This window comes from Wolbachia endosymbiont of Kerria lacca (assembly GCF_051602725.1).
Classification (GTDB): domain Bacteria; phylum Pseudomonadota; class Alphaproteobacteria; order Rickettsiales; family Anaplasmataceae; genus Wolbachia.
Window position 1 is genome coordinate 167,679 of sequence record NZ_CP192272.1, and the last position, 19,984, is coordinate 187,662.

Annotated in this window: 19 protein-coding genes and 1 pseudogene; 15 read left to right on the plus strand and 5 right to left on the minus strand. The window is 34.5% G+C overall.

Annotated elements, in window-relative coordinates:
- Window positions 1-38: 38 nt before the first annotated feature.
- Entirely contained in the window at window positions 39-398 is a 360-nt protein-coding gene (locus ACQ4M0_RS00805) for a hypothetical protein (RefSeq protein WP_019236364.1), read from the minus strand.
- A gap of 151 nt (window positions 399-549) precedes the next feature.
- Between ACQ4M0_RS00805 and gap the strand changes: the two genes are divergently transcribed.
- From gap to ACQ4M0_RS00825, 4 genes and pseudogenes are all read left to right on the plus strand, one after another.
- The gene (gene gap, locus ACQ4M0_RS00810) at window positions 550-1,521 is read left to right on the plus strand and encodes a type I glyceraldehyde-3-phosphate dehydrogenase (RefSeq protein ID WP_438456464.1); all 972 of its coding nucleotides are present in this window, start codon (window positions 550-552) and stop codon (window positions 1,519-1,521) included.
- Window positions 1,522-1,524: 3 nt separating this feature from the next.
- A complete protein-coding gene (gene tatC, locus ACQ4M0_RS00815) occupies window positions 1,525-2,283 on the plus strand; it encodes a twin-arginine translocase subunit TatC (RefSeq protein ID WP_007302699.1) in 759 nt (252 codons plus the stop codon).
- A 134-nt stretch (window positions 2,284-2,417) separates the two neighbouring features.
- A complete protein-coding gene (locus ACQ4M0_RS00820) occupies window positions 2,418-3,224 on the plus strand; it encodes an AAA family ATPase (protein WP_438456465.1) in 807 nt (268 codons plus the stop codon).
- 187 nt (window positions 3,225-3,411) lie between these two features.
- Window positions 3,412-3,564 (plus strand): annotated as a pseudogene (locus tag ACQ4M0_RS00825) (IS630-like element ISWpi11 family transposase); the annotation flags it as partial.
- 186 nt (window positions 3,565-3,750) lie between these two features.
- Here the strand turns inward: ACQ4M0_RS00825 and ACQ4M0_RS00830 are convergent.
- The gene (locus tag ACQ4M0_RS00830) at window positions 3,751-3,891 is read right to left on the minus strand and encodes a hypothetical protein (protein ID WP_264336140.1); all 141 of its coding nucleotides are present in this window, start codon (window positions 3,889-3,891) and stop codon (window positions 3,751-3,753) included.
- A 235-nt stretch (window positions 3,892-4,126) separates the two neighbouring features.
- On the opposite strand from ACQ4M0_RS00830, the gene ACQ4M0_RS00835 reads away from it, so the two are divergent.
- The 5 genes from ACQ4M0_RS00835 to ACQ4M0_RS00855 all read left to right on the plus strand — a co-directional run bounded on the left by ACQ4M0_RS00835 (window position 4,127) and on the right by ACQ4M0_RS00855 (window position 8,783).
- The gene (locus ACQ4M0_RS00835) at window positions 4,127-5,311 is read left to right on the plus strand and encodes a hypothetical protein (RefSeq protein WP_438456466.1); all 1,185 of its coding nucleotides are present in this window, start codon (window positions 4,127-4,129) and stop codon (window positions 5,309-5,311) included.
- Window positions 5,312-5,468: 157 nt separating this feature from the next.
- Complete coding sequence (locus ACQ4M0_RS00840) at window positions 5,469-6,068, plus strand: peroxiredoxin (protein ID WP_438456467.1); 600 nt, start codon at window positions 5,469-5,471, stop codon at window positions 6,066-6,068.
- Window positions 6,055-7,002, plus strand: a complete 948-nt coding sequence (gene trxB / locus ACQ4M0_RS00845; RefSeq protein ID WP_438456468.1) for a thioredoxin-disulfide reductase — start codon at window positions 6,055-6,057, stop codon at window positions 7,000-7,002. The genes ACQ4M0_RS00840 and trxB overlap by 14 nt, the downstream gene beginning before the upstream one ends.
- 91 nt (window positions 7,003-7,093) lie before the next feature.
- Complete coding sequence (locus ACQ4M0_RS00850) at window positions 7,094-8,425, plus strand: ankyrin repeat domain-containing protein (protein ID WP_438456469.1); 1,332 nt, start codon at window positions 7,094-7,096, stop codon at window positions 8,423-8,425.
- Window positions 8,376-8,783, plus strand: a complete 408-nt coding sequence (locus ACQ4M0_RS00855; RefSeq protein WP_438456470.1) for a TomO hydrophobic C-terminal domain-containing protein — start codon at window positions 8,376-8,378, stop codon at window positions 8,781-8,783. Before ACQ4M0_RS00850 ends, ACQ4M0_RS00855 begins: the two co-directional genes overlap by 50 nt.
- 144 nt (window positions 8,784-8,927) lie before the next feature.
- Here ACQ4M0_RS00855 and ubiB read toward each other — a convergent pair whose 3' ends face one another.
- Window positions 8,928-10,349, minus strand: a complete 1,422-nt coding sequence (gene ubiB, locus ACQ4M0_RS00860) for a 2-polyprenylphenol 6-hydroxylase (protein WP_438456471.1) — start codon at window positions 10,347-10,349, stop codon at window positions 8,928-8,930.
- On the minus strand, window positions 10,346-11,077 hold the full coding sequence (locus ACQ4M0_RS00865; RefSeq protein WP_019236357.1) for a metal ABC transporter ATP-binding protein: 732 nt from the start codon (window positions 11,075-11,077) through the stop codon (window positions 10,346-10,348). Before ACQ4M0_RS00865 ends, ubiB begins: the two co-directional genes overlap by 4 nt.
- On the opposite strand from ACQ4M0_RS00865, the gene ACQ4M0_RS00870 reads away from it, so the two are divergent.
- Complete coding sequence (locus ACQ4M0_RS00870) at window positions 11,069-11,944, plus strand: zinc ABC transporter substrate-binding protein (RefSeq protein WP_007302707.1); 876 nt, start codon at window positions 11,069-11,071, stop codon at window positions 11,942-11,944. The two genes, ACQ4M0_RS00865 and ACQ4M0_RS00870, sit on opposite strands and share 9 nt — an antisense overlap.
- 549 nt (window positions 11,945-12,493) lie before the next feature.
- Here ACQ4M0_RS00870 and rpmG read toward each other — a convergent pair.
- On the minus strand, window positions 12,494-12,694 hold the full coding sequence (gene rpmG / locus ACQ4M0_RS00875; protein ID WP_012481745.1) for a 50S ribosomal protein L33: 201 nt from the start codon (window positions 12,692-12,694) through the stop codon (window positions 12,494-12,496).
- Window positions 12,695-12,843: 149 nt separating this feature from the next.
- On the opposite strand from rpmG, the gene ACQ4M0_RS00880 reads away from it, so the two are divergent.
- From ACQ4M0_RS00880 to ACQ4M0_RS00900, 5 genes are all read left to right on the plus strand, one after another.
- Window positions 12,844-14,592 (plus strand): Rne/Rng family ribonuclease, encoded by a 1,749-nt coding sequence (locus tag ACQ4M0_RS00880; RefSeq protein WP_438456472.1) that lies wholly within the window; start codon window positions 12,844-12,846, stop codon window positions 14,590-14,592.
- A 73-nt stretch (window positions 14,593-14,665) separates the two neighbouring features.
- The gene (dnaK, locus tag ACQ4M0_RS00885) at window positions 14,666-16,579 is read left to right on the plus strand and encodes a molecular chaperone DnaK (protein ID WP_438456473.1); all 1,914 of its coding nucleotides are present in this window, start codon (window positions 14,666-14,668) and stop codon (window positions 16,577-16,579) included.
- Between the two features lie 72 nt (window positions 16,580-16,651).
- Window positions 16,652-16,936 (plus strand): BolA family protein, encoded by a 285-nt coding sequence (locus tag ACQ4M0_RS00890; RefSeq protein ID WP_012481743.1) that lies wholly within the window; start codon window positions 16,652-16,654, stop codon window positions 16,934-16,936.
- A gap of 7 nt (window positions 16,937-16,943) precedes the next feature.
- Window positions 16,944-18,176 (plus strand): cystathionine beta-lyase, encoded by a 1,233-nt coding sequence (metC, locus tag ACQ4M0_RS00895; protein ID WP_438456474.1) that lies wholly within the window; start codon window positions 16,944-16,946, stop codon window positions 18,174-18,176.
- Entirely contained in the window at window positions 18,145-19,707 is a 1,563-nt protein-coding gene (locus ACQ4M0_RS00900) for a Mur ligase family protein (protein WP_438456660.1), read from the plus strand. The genes metC and ACQ4M0_RS00900 overlap by 32 nt, the downstream gene beginning before the upstream one ends.
- Window positions 19,708-19,984 lie beyond the last annotated feature (277 nt).

The following is a 19,984-nucleotide window of genomic DNA, read 5'->3' on the forward strand; positions in this document are numbered from 1 at the left end:
AGTCAGCTACTTAGCTAACTCTGAAGATTAGGAAAGAGCTATATGCTCTGTCCTTGAATATTTGTTTGTTCAATAGTAGTACTTTCCAAATTTTGTAAAGATTCAAATTCTTCTTGCATATCCAGTATGTCTTCTATTACTTGCTGATCTTCATCTCTTTCTTCTAATTGAAATGCTGCTGCTTCTTGAGGTGCTTCTAGCAGTTTTTTTAATATTTCTGTGCGCAGTTTCTCTGTTATTGATTTCCACTGTAGCATTACTAGCATTTCATTTTGCAGCACTGACATTTTCTGTAGTGTTTTCACTTTTTCTGACAGTCCTTTATTTTCTTTTTGCAATGCTTCTATTTTTCTTTGCTGATACTGATTATCTGAATTTGTCATTGGTAATCCATGCATAACCTACTCCAAGTTAAAATTTAGACATTATTAATTAAGTGATACAGTTTCTTTAGTCAATCAATATATTATAACATTAGGATTAACAACTAAAAGAATAGAATGAAATATCAGGCAATATTCCGTATAATTAAACTTTTAAGATGGAAAAATGACAATTCGTGTAGGAATTAATGGTCTTGGTAGAATAGGCAGAAGTGTATTGCGTGCTATTTTTGAAGTAGAAAACTATAGCGAGCAAATAGAAGTTGTGGCGGTAAATGGGTCGCTCAGTGCTGAGCAGCATGCACATTTGATTAAATATGACTCTGTTCATGGCAAATTTAACGGCGATATTGATTTTAACGAGTCTGAAAATTGGCTATCTATAAATGGCAGGAAATTTTCTTTATATAGAGAACGTAGCCCTGAAAATATTCCTTGGAATGTTGATGTAGTGCTTGAATGCACTGGTGCATTCAACAAGCGTGCGGAAGCAGCAAAGCATAATGCAGAGAGAGTAATTGTCTCTGCTCCAGTTTCAGATGCTGATGTAACTGTAGTTTACGGCGTAAATAACGATATGCTAAAAAAGGAGCATAAAGTGATCTCAGCAGGTTCTTGTACTACAAACTGTCTGGCTCCGATTGTACACGTTTTACACTCCAATTTAGGTATAAAAAGCGGTTTTATGACCACTATACATGCCTATACGAATGATCAAAATATTCTTGATGGCAACCATAGAGACTTACGTAGGGCAAGAGCTTGTGGCCTTTCTATGGTGCCAACTACAACTGGAGCAGCAAAAACAATTGGTTCTGTCATTCCTCAGTTAAAGGGTAAGCTAGATGGTACTGCTATTAGAGTTCCGGTTAGCAACGTTTCTATGGTTGATTTTAAATTTACGACTGATAAGAAGGTAACAGCTGGAGAAATAAATGAAATGTTTAAGAATTCAGCAAATCATGTGCTTTCCGTATGTAACGAGCCTTTAGTTTCAATAGACTTTGTCCATAACCCTTATAGTGCAATTGTGGATTTAGCTGGTACATATGTCACAGGTGGTATCTGTAGAGTTGCAGCGTGGTACGATAATGAATGGGCTTTTTCACTGAGAATGTTAGATATAGCTTTATTGTAAAGTATGAACGAAAACTCACAAAAATATGCTTCATTTTATGAGCACTTTGCGGAACTTAGAAAAAGGGTTATTTTTTGCTTTCTATTTTTTTGTGTTACCTTCGGGTTTTGTTACTACTTTAAAGAAAATATATACCGCTTTTTACTTGCACCTTTAATAGAAGTTACAAAAGATAGCAATGATTTTTCTCTAATCTATACAGACTTAACAGAAGCGTTTTTTGTATATCTCAGGGTTGCAATAATGAGTGCACTGTTGTTTTCTTTTCCTGTGTTTGCATGGCAATTCTATATGTTTCTAGCACCTGGCTTATATAAAAGAGAAAGGGCGGTGTTATTGCCATACTTAATTGCAACACCTGTTTTGTTTGTAACGGGAGCCGCTGTAGTTTACTACTACATATTTCCCTTAGCCTGGAAATTTTTTATTGCTTTTGAACATAGCGGTAAATCTTTCGGTATACCAATAGAGTTTATGCCATCAGTTAGTGAATATTTAGACCTTGTTCTTCAATTCGCGTTCGCTTTTGGTACTGCATTTCAAATTCCAGTCATACTAACCTTAATGGTGAGAGTAGGGCTAATCACTGCACAAAGTTTGTCAAATAAACGGAGAATTGCGATAGTGGTAATTTTCATTATTGCTGCAATCTTAACTCCACCTGATGTACTAAGCCAAGTAGGGCTTGCAATTCCAATGTTGGTATTATATGAGCTGTCTATTCTGATATGTAGATATATTGAGAAGAAAGCAAAGGATTGAATCAAGAATATTATTTATAAACAAAGAATGAGCACCAGAGCACTTTTTCTTGAACATTGAAGTGGGATTATGTAAACTGCCCTTGTTGATTTTTTAGTAGACGCCAAGTGAATTAAAATATTACGAGGTGTGTTATGATAATAGTTGTTGGTGGTCAAAAAGGTGGTACTGGTAAAACGACCATAGCCACAAATATAGCGGTGATGCGTGCTAGGGAAGGTAGAAATGTCCTTCTCTATGATCTTGACCCATTAATGCTAGCTACCTTGTGGGCATCCCTGCGAGACAAGGACAAAAGTTTACCGAAAATTAACAGTATTCACAAGGTGTTAGGCCAAATTAACATTGGTGTAGTAATCAGAAATGAGCTACAAGCTTTACAGTCCAAATATCAAGATATTATTGTTGACGCAAGAAGAGTAGATGAAACTTTAAGGGCTGCCTTATCATTAGCTAATCTAGCTATATTTCCGATTCTTCCATCTGCAGCTGATATGTTGACGTTTAACACTCTGAGCAACTTAGTTAACGGTGCTCAAAGTTGTAACAAAAACTTTCAAGCAAGAATCCTACTTAATCAAATAAATACTAATCCAGTTGTAACCAAAAAAGGAATTGAGAAATGTGATGCTTTTTTAAGCTGTTTTGACAACTTAACAAGGTTCGATAGTTTTTTGAGTCAGCGAATTGCAATTGAAGATGCCTATGGCGAAGGTATGGCAATTGTTGAATCAGCAGACTTAAAAGCAATTAGGGAAATTGAATCTGTTTATGAGGAAGCCTTATCTACTGTTAGAAAATCAGAGCCAGCACAGTCAGTGTTAAGGTTGCCACCTAGTTTACATCAAAAATTGAAGGAAATAGCCTTTATAACAAAAGATACAGTTTCTAACATTGGATTCAGGGCTTTAACGGAATACATTAAAACTTTAGAGAAATAAGAAACCAATCAAAATGAAGAAGAGAGGTTTGTTTCCTTGATTGTCTTTCAACTATTTTTCTGAAGTTGGAGGTTCGATAGGTTGCTGTGTAAAAGATTAGGAAGTAGTTTTGTTAGTGTTGAAAATTATAGCTCTTTTCCTAATAGTCGGAACATGATGGAATAGGTAAAGTAGTGAGGAGATGTGAATGCCAGCAGCATATAGTTATGATTTAAGGAAAAAAGCATTGGATGTAGGGGAAAGTAGAGCATTTGTAGCCAAGAGGTTTAAAGTTAACATTCTATGAATGGCAAAAAGGTGCAAGAAAATAGGCGATTTTAAATCAAAATGTAGATCCAATAGAGCGTGATTGATATCTTGCTAGTAATAGTGTAACAGCTTTTATTAAGATATTTTTTTGCCATACGGCAGCAATAACAAAATTAGAAAATTGATGGCTGAATATGTTGGCATTGATAAACAGTATATTATGCTTCAAGCAATATTTACTTTAGTAGCTTCTACAACTTTTTTTAGTATATTGGTGCTATGTACCAACAGCAGTATTTGCACTTGCTACGTGTTTCTTTGTTAAAAATGATGTACATGCTGCATTTTCTGCAAAAGAACTTTCTCCTGAGTTTGCCGAAATTATTACTGAAAAAGTAGTAAATAATGTTGAGCTCAATGCAGAAGACAACTCTCAATCGAGAAGCTACTTGTATGAGACTGTGTTATATAGCGAAACTAGATTTCACTTTTACACACCTAGATAAGGGGTAAAAGCAGATACTAGAATGACGAAATCGTTATTCTGCTACGCATTATCGCCGTATAACTATAGCTATATATGAACTAAAAAAGTAATATTCACTAGATCTTAATATTTTAGATCTATATTTCAATAAAATATTACAATTAGTATGAATGATCCATTTAAAAGTGAGGATTATAAAAAAAATCTCGATTCTCTGATCAAAGCTATAAAGCTAGGGAATTCAGAGAAACAATATGGTAAAACAGTAACAGATTTATCTCATGCTTTAGAGGGTTTTACAGATAAGGCAGAAGATGTAGCTAAACTTGTTATACGTGATGACTTGAATAATTGTGTAAAGAAGGCAAATAAAAAGCCATTAATTCTTAGGATATTCAATAGAATATTAGGAAGAGATGTTTCGATTAGGAATATAAGTAATTTTATAAAAGATAAATTGCCTCCTTCAACTGCTAGAACAGCAATCGAATATACAGATGTTATTCAAAAAATTTCAGATTTAGAGCGAATAGAAAGAAGTCAAGATAAATATAGGTCATATGGAATAAATTTAGAAAATAGACAGCAAAAGAAAAATCTCTTATATGAGCGAGAAGATTCAGGTTATGGAGGTTCATTAAACGAAGATCCTGAGTATGAAGAAATATCAAATTATCAAGAGGAAAAAAGTAAATCTTTAACAAAAGATTTACGTAATCTACAATCAATTAAAGAGGAGCCGATTTATGCAACAATTCCTAAAGAACATATAGAAGCAAAAAGAGAACATAGGAAGAAACAACAACTTCAATCTCTTGCACCACCAAAACCACCAAGAGTACCACCAGTACCAGAGAAAATGTTTACTGCCAATCAAAAAATTAGACAAGAACCGAAAAAAGATAAACCTGTAGTACCACCAAAGCCTAAAGATTTAGGCGAAAAAGTAAGCACAGAGCAAAAAATAGTAGTGGAAAAATCAGCTGAGAGTAACCCTACACTACCACTAAAATCTGAAAATCAAGATGGTAAAGAATCAGCAAAAAAAGCTGATGGACCAAAAGTACTAGTAGTTGCTATGAAAAAAGAAGTGACTCGCGAGAGTAGTAAAGTAAAGGCATTAAAAGAAAGATTTGAGCGAAATCAAGTAAAGAACGTGTTGCCTGCTGAAAACAAAACTGCTTCAGTAACACAAACGGATATCAGTGTGAAGAGAAAACAATCTCGTTCATTTCCAGTAGGGAATAAAAAATCTTCGATCAACCATCTTGCCAGCAAAAATTTACCTTCCACGAATGTAAGTGTAAAAGAAATGGTTAAAAAATTTGAAGGGAGAAAAGGTGAAAGATAGTAATATTTGGGTATTTCCCTACTCATGAAAATTAGCTCTTATCATAACATTTTTACAGCCATAAGAGGAAGTTTTTATAAAATTGGGGCTAAAGAAAACTTGCATGTAAATGTATCAAGGTATAAAATTATAAATATTAAGAATGAATAGGTTAGTTATGAATCTTGTAACAAAATCCGCTATCGATTTTACTGCTTCGGCTGTTCTTGCTAGTGGAAAAATAGTTGATGATTTCTGTTTAAGTAAACATATAAAGGATAAGTATGCTATCCTTTTTTTCTATCCACTTGATTTTACTTTTGTCTGTCCAACTGAGTTGATATCATTTAGCAACAAAATAGAAGATTTTTCAAAACGTGATGTTGAAGTGATAGGAATAAGTATAGATTCAAAATTTTCACATTATAAATGGCGAAACACTCCAGTTAATGATGGTGGTATTGGAGAGGTTAGCTACAATTTAGTGTCTGATATCAAAAAGTCTATATCAAGAGACTATGGGGTCTTATATGATGACTCAATTGCACTAAGAGCAACTTTTGTTATTGATGATAAATTTGTTGTACGTCATCAATCGATAAATGATTTTCCTTTAGGGCGTAATATCGATGAATTCATTAGAATCATTGATGCAATAAAACATAATGAAGAGCATGGTGAAGTATGTCCAGCAGGGTGGAAAAAAGGCAAGCCTGGGATGCAGGCAAGCGATGAAGGAGTGGCTGATTATCTAAACTCACACAGTGCAGAATTATAAATTGAGTACAAAAGTTCTTATTATTGGATCTGGAGCAGCGGGTTATGCTGCTGCTATATATGCAGCACGTGCAAATTTAGAGCCAATTGTAGTAACAGGAATGCAACCTGGTGGTCAGCTTACAATTACTACGGATGTTGAAAACTATCCAGGTTTTATTTCTATACAAGGTCCAGAACTCATGGAACAAAAGAGGTTGCATGCAGAGAAGGCGGGAGCAAGAATAATAGACGATGAGATAAAAAGTGTAGAACAACTTGAGGATTCTAATGAGTATAGATTTAGATCTTGTGGTAATGCTAGTGACTACTATTCGAATGCAATTATAATCGCAGCTGGTGCGCAAGCGAAGTGGCTTGGCCTGGAGAGTGAAAAGAAATTTCAAGGTTACGGAGTTTCGGCATGCGCAACTTGTGATGGTGCATTTTTTAGAAATAAAGTTGTAGCTGTGGTTGGTGGTGGAAATACTGCTGTTGAAGAAGCAATATTTTTAACTCGATTTGCTAAGGAAGTTATACTGATACACAGGCGTGATAACTTAAGAGCAGAGAAAGTAATGCAAGACAGGCTCTTTAAAAATGATAAGATAAAGGTAATATGGAATCATACCGTAGAACAGGTTCTTGGAGAAGAAAATCCAAAAAAAGTTACTGGCATTACAATTAAATCGACGAAAACCAATACAGTTCAGGAATTAAAAGTGGATGGAGTGTTCATTGCAATTGGGCATGCGCCAAATACAGGTATTTTTAAGGGCTTTGTTGAAATGGATCAGCAAGGTTATATAATTACGAAACCTGGAACAACTCTAACCAGTAGGGCAGGGGTGTTTGCCGCTGGCGATGTTCAAGATAAGGTATATCGCCAGGCAGTAGTTGCATCAGGTACAGGGTGCATGGCTGCACTTGATGCAGAAAAATTTTTGGAATCATAATTAGTTCTAAAATTTTTAACTAAATTACTTGCAATTTTCTTTGTTTTTTTTATAATTATGTTAATAAATTATAGGTTGAGGAGAATTTAGTATGCTTTCGGGAAGTAATGTAGATTTTAGAAGAAGGGTTGTTAGTGATGTAGGATTACGAACTCAAAATCAAACAACTTCAGGACAATCAACAACAAAATTATTTAAAGCTATTGATGATGAAAATCTAGGAGATTTTGAGCGAGCTCTAGCAGAAGGTGCGAATGTTAATGCGTTTGATGAGGGATATACACCATTAATGACTATTATCATGGGTGGTGATGATAGTCCTACAAACTTAAAAATGATGACTTTGCTTTTACAGCACCAGAATTTAAATGTTAATATTCAAGAAGCTAAAGAACTCAATACAGCTCTACATCTAGCTTTTCGTATGGAAAATAGGAGTTTCGTACAGATGTTACTTAGACATCCTGAATTGAATCCAGTCATTAGAAATGATTATGAAGATCGTTATGGGAGCAGAAAAAGTTACACTCCTAAAGAATATATTGAACAAATTGGGAGAGAGCAGGAGAAAGATTTTTCACATCTTACAAAAGAAATACAAAAAGCACAAACAGGAAAACAATTATTGAATGCTCTTTCTCATGGAAATTTCCATGAAGCAAAAAGACTATTAAATGAAGAATTCAACCCTAATTGCTGGAAAAGAAATTTCAATGGAGAAATAGAAACGCTGCTTAGCCTGATTATCAAATCATGTTTACAAGGAATAACACAAGATAACGAGGAAGTATTGACTAAACTTTTAGAACATAAAGACCTAGATTTTAATCAAATAAAACCGATACCAGCTATAGAGCAAAATCCATGGGTGAAGCAAATAATTGAGCAAGTTATGAAGGAGCGATTAACTGATGTTATTAATAAAAAAGATTTGGATGATGTAAAAGAATTAGTGGAAGATAACTGCTTCATAAATAGTGAAATTGTCATTGCTCTGTTGAGGAATGTTAATAATCCAATTGAATCTATTAAAAATTATCTCAATGAGAAATTTCCTGCAAGTATGGAACAGCCTTCAGCAAATGTACATAATGTTGCCCCGGAAATAAACGACGATTTGATTGCTCAAGAATTGCAGCAGCTCGAAAACCTTAGAGATGAGCTTGAAAGAACAAGAACTCAACTTAGAAAAAAAGAGCAAGAGTTGGGTAGGGTTGTAAGTGAAAGAACAAGAGACACTAACAAAATTTCACAGTTAGAAAGGGATTTTAGGCAGGAAAGATCAGCTCAGCAAACAAGGATTAACACTTTCACTGATCAAGTAGCTCGACTTACTAGAGAAAAAAGTCAACTTGAAAACCTTAGAGATGATCTTGAAAGAACAAAAACTCAACTTAGAAAAAAAAGAGCAAGAGTTGGGTAGGGTTGTAAGTGAAAGAACAAGAGACACTAACAAAATTTCACAGTTAGAAAGGGATTTTAGGCAAGAGAGATTAGAACTTCAAGCTCAAAATCAAGACTTAAAGAACAAAAACAGAAAACTTTCAGAAGCAAACATTTATAATAGAAGGCAAAGTAACTATGCCTCTGCCTCTTTTGTGTTATCTGGAGCGTTTGCTATTGGTGCATGTTTAACAATATCGAATTTAGAAATATGTATTTCACTTGCTGTAGCTGCATTTGTCTTCCTTACAATTGGATGCTACTGTTCATATAAAGCAAGTACAGTACTGAGTGATGTGATAAGCACTGAATTTGGTAATGTTATCAGTTTAAGATAGAGTTAAGGTTTTTACTTCCTGTCTAAACTCTTCTGAAAATTTTTGTACATCCTGAAAATACCTTGATAATTCGAGTGAATGTGAACCTGAGTGGTTTCAAGACTTAAATAGTTGATTGTAAACTTGCTTTTATTATCTTTTAGTTCAAGAAATTAAAAGTTTAACGATGAGAATTATAATTACAGACCAAAGTAAAAAGTAGGCTTTTCCATTTGATTTATTTTTCACCTGTAATTTTTTGTCAGCTATTAGGTTTAATTTTTCTATAAGGCTAAATATTCCCTGAATTGCTTTTATGGGATAAGAGCTTTTAATTTTTTCCCTATACCCTATTTTACTTTCATGTTGATTGTTTATCCATGTTTCAACTACTTTCCACATATTGATTTCTGGATAGACTTTCCTACATGTTCCTTCTAATAAAATCATAGTTTTCTGCAGCAATAACAATTGTGTTTGAACTTTCATATCAAAATCACCAGTTATTTTTAGTAGCTGAGTAAGTAATCGAGCAAATGAAATCTTCTGTATAGGCTGTCCAACAATGGGCTCACCTATTGCTCTGCAAGCTGTAACAAAATTTCTATGCTGTGATGGAACATAACCGGCTCTAAAGTGCATTTTTGCAACGTGATCATAATCCCTATTTAAAAAGCCTTTGAGTATCTCTATAACGTAATAGCATGTCTCACGATCTATTCTACCCATGATTCCACAATCCAGGGCAATAATATTGTTATTACTATCGATCATTAAATTTCCAGGATGCATATCAGCATGAAAAAAACAATCCCTATATACCTGATTACAAAAAGATTCTATAAGATTGATAGCTATTTGCTTTCGGTTATTCAGCTTTTCAACTTCGTATATTGGTATAGCTTCCATCCATTCTAATGTTAAAACCTTTTTTGAAGTTCTACTCCAATCTATTTCAGGTACGTAGAAACCTCTGTCATGTTTAGTATTTTCCTTCAGTTCCGAAGAGTGGGCAGCCTCAAAGCGTAGATCTAACTCTAATCGGCAAATTTCAGCAAAAGTTTTGACTAATTCAACTGGCTTCAGCCTTTTTGATTGTTCACTAAATTTTTCTGCAATTTCTACAAGCCAAGAAAGCATTTTTATATCCCTTGAGAATGTTTTCTCAATATTTGGCCTCAAAACCTTTACAGCAACTTCCTTACCCTCAATTGTAACTGCTCTATGCACCTGAGAAATTGATGCTGCTGCAATTGGCTTTTCAGAAAAACTTGAAAAAATATCGCTTAATTTACAATTAAACTCACTTTCTATAGTCTTAACTGCTATTTTATACGAAAATGATGGCAATCTATCACATATCAATAGCAAGTTATTTGTTATGTCCTCATTTAAAATATCAGTGCGTGATGAAATGGATTGCCCAAATTTAATGAACACCGGACCTAATCTTTCAAGAGCACGCTTTAGTTTATGACCTTGTATTTTATTTATTGATTTTTTTGATGGTGGAAGTAAATAAGGTAACACATTGTAGCGTGTTAGCACTGTAGTTATTTGCAGAAGACGTAGAATATTTTGAATCATTTCGCTGCGTAACTGCCAAATATTTCATTTATCTCCATAATTTCATCAGGTTTACCTTGATAATAGATAGTATTATTTATGCAAATTATGTAATCTGAGGATGGTAGAGCAGAGTTAAGGTCATGAGAAGTCATGAGAATCGACACTGATCGTTCTTTTGCGATTTTATTTATAATATCATAAAATTTAGATCGTGCGTTAATATCCATTGCACTGACTGGCTCATCTAAAATGATCAAATCAGATTCTGAAATTAAACAGCGTGCAAGCAGCAGTAATTGTGTTTGTCCTGCAGAGATTTCTAATACTTGATTTTTTAGGATGTTACCGATACCAACCAATTCTATTGCTTCTGTAACAATGGGTTGATTTTTCTTCAATTTCTTCGAGGAGCTATTGAAAAGGAAAGACTCAACTGTTATTGGCATCAAATTACCAATACTAAAATTTTGTGGCATATAGCTAATTTTTATATTGTCAGCGAATACAATACTGCCAATAAAACCTTTATTTATACCAGCAACTGCTTTCACTAAAGAGGTTTTACCTCCGCCATTTGGACCAAGTATTGTAACTATATCTCCTCTTTGTACTGATATGTTGATATTATCAAGAACTTTTTTATTATCGTATGAAAGAGTAAGGTTTTCTATTTTTAGAATGCAGTTATTGACACTACTTAATTTTTTGGCAAAAATTGACTTCTTCTCAACATTTATATGAGACATTTACTGTTTTTTTTTCTATTACTTTCATTTACATTATACTACAATAGTGCCTTTTCATCCAATTTAAAAATTGTAGCTACAATCAAACCTATACACTCACTTGTAGCTTCTGTTACAGATGGAATTTCAAAGCCAGAACTACTAATGTACGAAGTAGTGTCTGAACATAACTACATGCTCAGGCCTTCAGACGCAAGTAAATTAGAATCTAGCAATATTATATTTTATATCGATGATTCTTTGGAAACATTCATTAAAACTTTCGCTAAAGAAAATAAGAAGTTAATACCGCTATCAAGTGCAATCGATCTACTTCCTGCTCGAACACATTCATTTTCTAGTCACATTCAAGATGAAAAAGATTTGCATATTTGGCTGAGTCCTGAAAATGCAAAAAGTATGATACTTTCTATCAGTGCAACATTATCTAATATAGATAAAGAAAATGCCTATCGATACAATACTAACGCAGAGGAGGCTATAAGAAAGATAGACCAAGAAGTAGAAAAAATTACGAAAGAATTGGATGAGTTAAAAAATCAAAAATACATAGTTACTCACGATGCTTATCAATACTTCGAAAAATATTTTGATTTAAGTTATCCAAGCGCCATTCTTTCTATAGAAGAAGATTCTTACATAGGTATGAAGAGTTTAATGAAATTAAAAAAGGTAATGAAAGAGGAAAACGTTAAATGTATTGTTTCTCATTCACGAGAGGATAGCATAAAGCCTAATGTCTTTTCTAGTGACGTAAAAATGGTGATTCTTGATCCTATTGGATCAGATGTAGAGCCTGGAAAGGATGCATATCTAGATATAATCAGCAGCATTGCACAAAATTTCAAGTCTTGTTTCACTGAGTAATGAGTTCTTTTATCTATTCAGGTAGCATTGCAAACTTAGTGCTTTCTATTCCAATCACAACTATACCGACATTATCTACCAGAAGTATATCATCCCAGTATCAAGTACTGGGATGACACCTTCTACTACGCAAATTACCACAATGTCCGCACGGCTATACACGTGATGCTGGAATTCTTAGCACACCTTTTGATTTATGAAAAATCAGTGTCTGCATTTACTTCTATTTTTTTATCTATTTTATTTTGCCATTTTACTGCTTACTCTGTATTCAAATTACATGAACCTTTTTATATTAGGCAAGCTCAGGTTATTTTTACGTTTATATATTGATCCGATCTAGTCCAATAAACCCTCTAAGGAAAACCCTTAGATTTTTGACCTACTAACGTGTGACACTTTAGGTTTTAGAGCGTTTTCTGTGTTTTATACTTTATGTTTATTAATTGTGTAATGATCAACACTATGAGTTTCACCTTCCCTTCCATTATATCTCTGAGCTCTATTATTAGAGTATAACTTGATTATAAACTATATATAACAATAAACTTACTTTAATTTTTCTTCTTTAAATAATACGTGTCTTCTGACCACTGGGTCATACTTCCTAAACTCGAGCTTTTTGGGAAGGTTCTTAGGATTACGTTTTTTTACACAAAAATAGCCTGTTAGTTTCTCTTCTCCAGTTTTTGTTGTTTTAGTTGCAGTGCTAACTAGCTTGACAAGCAAAGAAGCATTTTTTTTCGCCATAATTGTTAGTGATATAATAAACTCTATGCAAGTTTAGAACGCAAAACACTGAAAGTCAACCCAATAATGCAGGTCGCAAAATTCTTGACAATCAATAATATATTAAGTAGTATAAGAACATTTCAGAATGGAAAGTAGACGGTAAATAAGTGGTGAGTGATGGCAAAAGGTTATTGTTGATAGAAAGTACTACCTGTTCTAACGAGGTAAGGGTTGCCCTACTAGTTAATGGTAGGGTTGTAGAGTTTGAACAAGAATTCAAGGAAAAAAAACAATTAAGAGGTAATATATACGTTGCTTATGTAAAGCGTATAGAGCCTGCTTTGCAGGCCGTGTTCATTGAGTATGGAAAAAATAAGCAAGGTTTTTTGTCTTTTTCTGAGATATCTCTAAATTACTTTAATATTCCAGAAAAAGAGAAGGAAATTTTCCCTGATGAAGACTATTCGAGCGGTGTGGACTGTTCAAATGATAATTGCACAGAAGAAGGCCTAGATTCTACAGCTAGTAATGAATCCAGCAGTGGTTTTGTGAGGGGGGTACCTTTACATAGAAAATATAAGTTACAAGATGTGATTTCAGTAAATCAAAAGTTATTAGTTCAATTAACTAAGGAAGAACGAGGAAATAAAGGAGCTTCATTTACAACATACGTAACTTTGGTCGGTAGATACTGTGTTTTCATGCCCAATTCCATAAGTAGGGGTGGAGTATCTCGCAGAATTGAAGATACCAACGTTAGAAAACAGTTAAAGGATATATTAAATTCAATAAATTTACCAAAAGGCTCAGGTTTAATAGTAAGAACTGTTGGTGCAGGAAAAAGTAAGAAAGAAATTGAGCAAGATTACAATAATTTGACCTTATTATGGCAAAATATTCAGCAAAACTTCTCTTCTTTAAATGTTCCATCATTAATTTACAACGAAGCAGATGTAGTTATGAGATCTGTACGTGACTTTTGTAGTAATGATACAGAAATTATAGTATCTGATAGAGAAGTTTGTGAAGCGGTAAGAAAATACACTAAAAATGTGTTACAAGGAAAATTGCGTCCTAGATTATATAGAGGTTCTGTTCCAATCTTTACTTACTATCGAGTCGAAGATCAAATTTCTGAATTATATAGCAATAGAGTAGAATTGCCATCTGGTGGGTCTTTGGTGATAACCTTAACTGAGGCATTTGTTTCAATAGACGTAAATTCAGGGAAAATGACAGGAGAAGATAACATAGAAGAAACAGCTTATAGAACTAATATGGAGGCATTATCTGAAATATCAAGGCAAGCGAATCTCAGGGGCTTATCAGGGTTAATAGTTGTTGATTTTATTGACATGTTGAAACTTGAGTATTGTAAAAATGTTGAATTTGCTATCAAGCAGGCGTTTAAAGATGATAAAGCTAAAGTTCAATTTAGCTTTATCAATGACTTTGGTTTAATGGTCTTTTCAAGACAAAGAATTAAACCAAATATACAGGAAATTAATACTACAGAGTGCTTACACTGTAAAGGTATTGGAAGAGTGAAATCAAACGAAGTGGTTGTTGCATCGATACTAAGGGATTTGCAACATATTGCTAATAAAAATCAAAATAAGTCCTTTGATTTAATAGCACGCAGTGCAGTTATAGCGCACATTTTTAATAATAAGCGTGATATGGTTTCTACAATCGAAAAAGAGTTCAATATTACATTAAATGTTAGTATTGATAATAGTTTAGATGCAGATACATTTATTTTAAAGCAAGGAGACCATATTAATTTTAATGATTATAAGCCATTGCAGAATTCTGGATGTCGAATTGTGAATAGCAGGGATAAAGAAGCTGGTAAACTACCGGGCAACTTTTGGTTAACTAAATGGCTTTCGCGCCTTTTGGGCTCTAACAACTAAACGGGACTTGTAATTAACGAGTTTTATACTTATATATTTTACATCAGATAATATTTAAAAGGGAGTATTCATTATGGGAAGAGCAATAGGTATAGATCTTGGAACAACAAATTCTTGTGTTGCAATAATGCAAGGCAAGGATGCAAAAGTAATCGAGAATAAAGAAGGAGCAAGAACTACTCCGTCTATAGTTGCATTTACTTCGTCTGGAGAAAGGTTGATTGGTGCTCCAGCAAAAAGGCAAGCAACTACCAATGCAAATAATACTTTTTTTGCAACTAAGAGATTGATAGGTCGCCAATATAGCGATCCTGAAATGAAGAATCTAGGTGTACCGTATAAGGTATTTGCAGCAAAAAATGGTGATGCATGGGTTAAAACAACTGATGGTAAAGAATACTCTCCTAGTCAAATTGGTGCATTTATACTACAAAACCTGAAAGAAGCAGCTGAGGCTTATCTTGGGGAAGAAGTAAAGGATGCTGTGATAACAGTGCCGGCGTACTTCAATGATTCTCAACGTCAAGCAACAAAAGATGCAGGAAAAATTGCTGGATTAAATGTCCTCAGAATAATTAACGAACCAACTGCTGCAGCACTTGCTTATGGTCTTGATAAAAAGCACGGACACACAATAGTAGTGTATGATCTTGGTGGTGGTACATTTGATGTTTCAGTTCTTGAAATAGGTGACGGAGTTTTTGAAGTAAAGGCTACAAATGGTGATACTCACCTTGGAGGGGAAGACTTCGATAATGCAGTAGTAAATTATTTACTGGGTGAATTCAAGAAAAGTAATGGCATTGATTTGAAAAACGATCCAATGGCTATGCAAAGAATCAAAGAAGCTGCAGAAAAAGCAAAGGTAGAATTGTCAAGTGCAATGGAAACAGAAGTAAATCTACCGTTTGTTACAGCTGATGCAAGTGGCCCAAAACACTTAAATATGAAGCTAACAAGAGCAAAGATTGAAAGTTTAGTGAATGATTTAATTGAAAGGACTATAATTCCTTGCAAAAAAGCTCTTGAAGATGCTGGTTTGTCTGCTAGTCAAATTGGTGAAGTAGTTCTTGTTGGTGGCATGACTCGTATGCCAAAAGTCATAGAGAAAGTTAAAGAATTCTTTGGCAAAGATCCACACAGAGGGGTTAACCCTGATGAAGTTGTAGCAATTGGAGCTGCAATACAGGCGGGAATCATTCAAGGTGATGTAAGAGATGTATTACTACTTGACGTAACTCCACTTTCTCTTGGTATTGAAACTCTAGGGGGAGTGTTCACTCCACTTATTGAACGTAATACTACTATTCCCACAAAAAAATCTCAGGTGTTTTCAACTGCAGAAGATAACCAAACAGCCGTTACAATTAAGGTACATCAAGGTGAAAGAAAATTGGCGATTGATAATAAACTGCTTGGTCAGTTTAGTTTAGAAGGAATACCACCTGCTCCTCGCGGGGTTCCTCAAATTGAGGTGACATTTGATATAGATGCAAATGGAATAGCGCATGTTTCTGCAAAGGATAAAGCTACTGGAAAAGAGCAAAAAATACGTATTCAGTCTTCAGGTGGTTTATCGGAGGATGAAATAAATCGGATGGTGAGAGAAGCTGAGGAAAAAGCACAAGAAGATGAAAAGCGTAAGAAATTTATTGAAGTGAAGAATCAAGCGGATAGTTTAGTTCATTCTACAGAAAAATCTTTGACAGAATATGGTGATAAAATTTCTCCAGAAGATAAATCTGCTATTGAGAATGCAGTTAATGAATTAAAGGAAGTTAGTAAGTCTGATAATATTGATGATGCTGATTCAATACAACAGAAGGTTACTAATCTTTCTCAACTTTCTATGAAGCTTGGAGAAGCTATGTATAAGGAATCTCAACAACAACAAGGTGGAGAAAGCTCATCCACAACAAATAATGAGGAAGAAAAAGTAGTAGATTCTGATTATCAAGACATGGATAATAAAGAAGAGAATAAGTAATTCGATTGTCATCCCAGTGCCCAGATACTGTGGGATGACAAGAGGAGCGTATTGTTGCTTAAAGGAACTATTGTGGATATTATTAAGACAATAGAAGAAAAATTACGCGATTCAATAGGTGTAATTGATATTAATATTATCGATGAATCAGCAAAGCATGTAGATCATTATTTTGTTTCTTCTTCGACACTACCTTCACATATCAAATTAGTATTAATATCTAACGACTTTTCTGGAATGAGCTCTTTAAAGAGGCATAAATTGATCTATGAATTATTAAAGAGTGAAATAGAGCGATTACATGCGATTTCTCTTCACTTGTATACGCAAAGCGAATACAATCTAAAAAATAAATAGTAGAAACGTGAGAGAAGAGTCTTTATTAGTTAAAGCAGGAAGAAAATTTAATGATTATAAAGGATCGATGAACCCACCAGTTTATCATTCTTCTACCATATTATTTCCTACTTACAAGGATTACTTAAGTGCAGCGAATGGGGAGAGTATATATGATGTGATCAATGATGGTGTTGCAAGGGATTACAGTTACAGTAATGTTGGTACGCCTACTGTTCATTATTTTTCAAATGCACTGGCTGAAATTGAGGGTAGGGGACAAGCACTCATCTACCCTTCTGGATTATTTGCACTTACTTTTGCTATTTTGACTTTCACTAAAGCAGGTTCACATGTCCTGATACAAGATAATAGTTATTATAGGCTAAAGAGATTTGCCGAAAATGAGCTACCAAAAAGAGGAGTAGAAGTAACTTTTTATAATCCGACACAGGATATAACTGATTTAGTTCAGAGTAATACTTCACTCATCATGATTGAGACTCCTGGTTCTATAACGTTTGAGATTTCAAATATAGAGCATATAGTAAAAGTTGCTAAAGAACGTGGAATCGTAACCGTTTGTGACAATTCATGGGCCACTCCTTTGTTGTTTAAGCCGCTTGATTATGGAATTGATGTTGCACTATACGCGGTGACAAAGTATCTAGCCGGTCACTCAGATTTAGTGATGGGAGCTATGGTTGCTGAAGGTAAAATTTTTAAATTGCTTTATGAGAGCTATAAAAATTATGGAGTCACCATTCAATCGCATGACTGTTACCTTGCACACAGGGGACTTAGAACACTGCAAACACGCATGAGGAAGCATCAAAGTACAGCAATGCAAGTAGCAAAGTGGCTGGAAAAACATCCAAAAATCAAAAAAGTCTTATACCCCGCACTTTTTTCCTATTCTCAGCATGATTTATGGAAAAGTTATTTCAAAGGGGCAAGTAGCGTATTTAGTATAGTACTCGATAGAGAATATTCATGTGAGGAACTAAGCTGCATGGTTGATCACATGAAAATTTTTGGCATCGGTGCTTCTTGGGGAGGATGTGACAGTTTGATATTACCAATAGAACATAGATCTATGTCAAGATCTGTAATGAATTCAGATTATGGTGGAAGTTTTGTGCGAATATTTTGCGGACTAGAAGATCCTGAAGATTTGATTTTTGACTTGAATACTGCATTAATAAGACTGCCATGTTCAAGTGTTAAAGATGATTGTGAGACTGAAAGAGCTACTGCATAACATTGTAAATGCTGACTTTGATATTGAAATCAAAGGCGTCACATGTAATCCTAAGAGAGTTAAAGAAGGTTACCTTTTTGTTTGTGTGTCAGAAAGGAGTAAAGAACACGTAACATGTCTTCCTAATGGATGTGTACACAACTGTGTAGACGTTGTAATACAAGGGGCCAAGAAAGATGTCATCCCAGTGCTCAGACACTGGGATCCAGAAAATTTAATTGTAAACAAGCATACTAGACAATTGTATAATGAAAACTGGATTCCAGTGTCCGCTACTCGAATGACAAGTACTCCAAGTTTTGTAGTGCTTTACCACTCGGACCCTCAAGGAATATACAGTGAAATAGTCAGCAGGTTTTATCAATTCAAACAACCTAAATATGTTGCTGCTGTAACTGGTACGAATGGTAAAACTTCAGTGGTGGAATTTTGTCGCCAGATTTGGCAAGATAATGTAGCGTCTATAGGAACACTGGGAACATGTGTCAATAATAATAGAAAAGATAATAGCCTTACAACGCCAAGTGCAGATGATCTTTATTCCACATTGCGTGACATAAATAATAAGAACGTAGAACACTTAGCATTAGAAGCTTCAAGCCATGGAATCGATCAATACAGAATCCATGGACTCAGGCTCAATGCTGCAGCTTTTACTAATTTCTCTCAAGATCATTTGGACTATCACAAAAGTATCGATGAGTATTTTGAGGCCAAGAAAAGGTTGTTTGATGAGGTATTGCCAAAAGAAAAAACAGCGATTTTAAATGCAGATATAGGCGAATATGGAGAGTTGCTCAACATAGCTGAAAAGCGTGGCAACAAAGTTATAACCTATGGAAAAAAAAACTCTGACATTACTTTATTAAAGCAGATACCCACTGCCAATGGTCAATACCTGACAATTCAAATCGGTGATGAAATTTATAACGCATTTTTTCCGATTTTTGGGCAATTTCAAGCATATAATTTGTTGTGTGCAATCGGTATAGTTATTTCATCTGGTATGGACTATCAAAGAATGTGTATAGATAAACTCGCTTCTCCATCTGGAAGAATGGAAAAAGTGAACACTTTTGCATTTGTCGATTACGCTCATACTCCAAGTGCACTCAAACAAGCTCTGTTGTCTTTAAAATGGCACTTCAATAAAAAGATAGTTCTAGTGTTCGGTTGTGGCGGGAATCGTGATCAAACAAAACGTGCAGAGATGGGTAAAATAGCACAAATGCTTGCAGGTAAAGTTATAGTCACAGATGACAATCCGCGCGATGAAGATCCGGGGAAAATTCGTCACGATATTTTGTTACATTGCCCTGATGCACTGGAGATAGGAGATAGAAAAAAAGCTATAGAGAAAGGTATAAATATAGCACATGATGAAAATATGATTCTGCTAGTTGCAGGAAAAGGACATGAAAGATTCCAAATAATAGAAGGCCAATCCCTTGAATTTAGTGATGTTGAAGTTATTAGAGAGGGCCAAAAATTTGCTACTGCTGTTTTGCTCTCTCCTTCATCCAACGCCTGAATGGCTTTTTTCCTTAAGTCATAACTGTACGCTGCTGGCATTTTTACCTTCTTGTTACACTAAATCACTATCTTATCTTGTTCCTACTATTATGAGAAGAGCTATACAAGGATATGAAAGTGGAGATTGTGGTTACAAGATTAGTGAGAGAATATAGAAAAATTTAGGATGAAATATTGCGTGATATAGTTCATTTAGTGATAAAGGCTCTTACAGGTATAGTAGCGCTTCATAAGTAAGAATATTTTTACAAAGAATTTAATAATCACAATTTAGG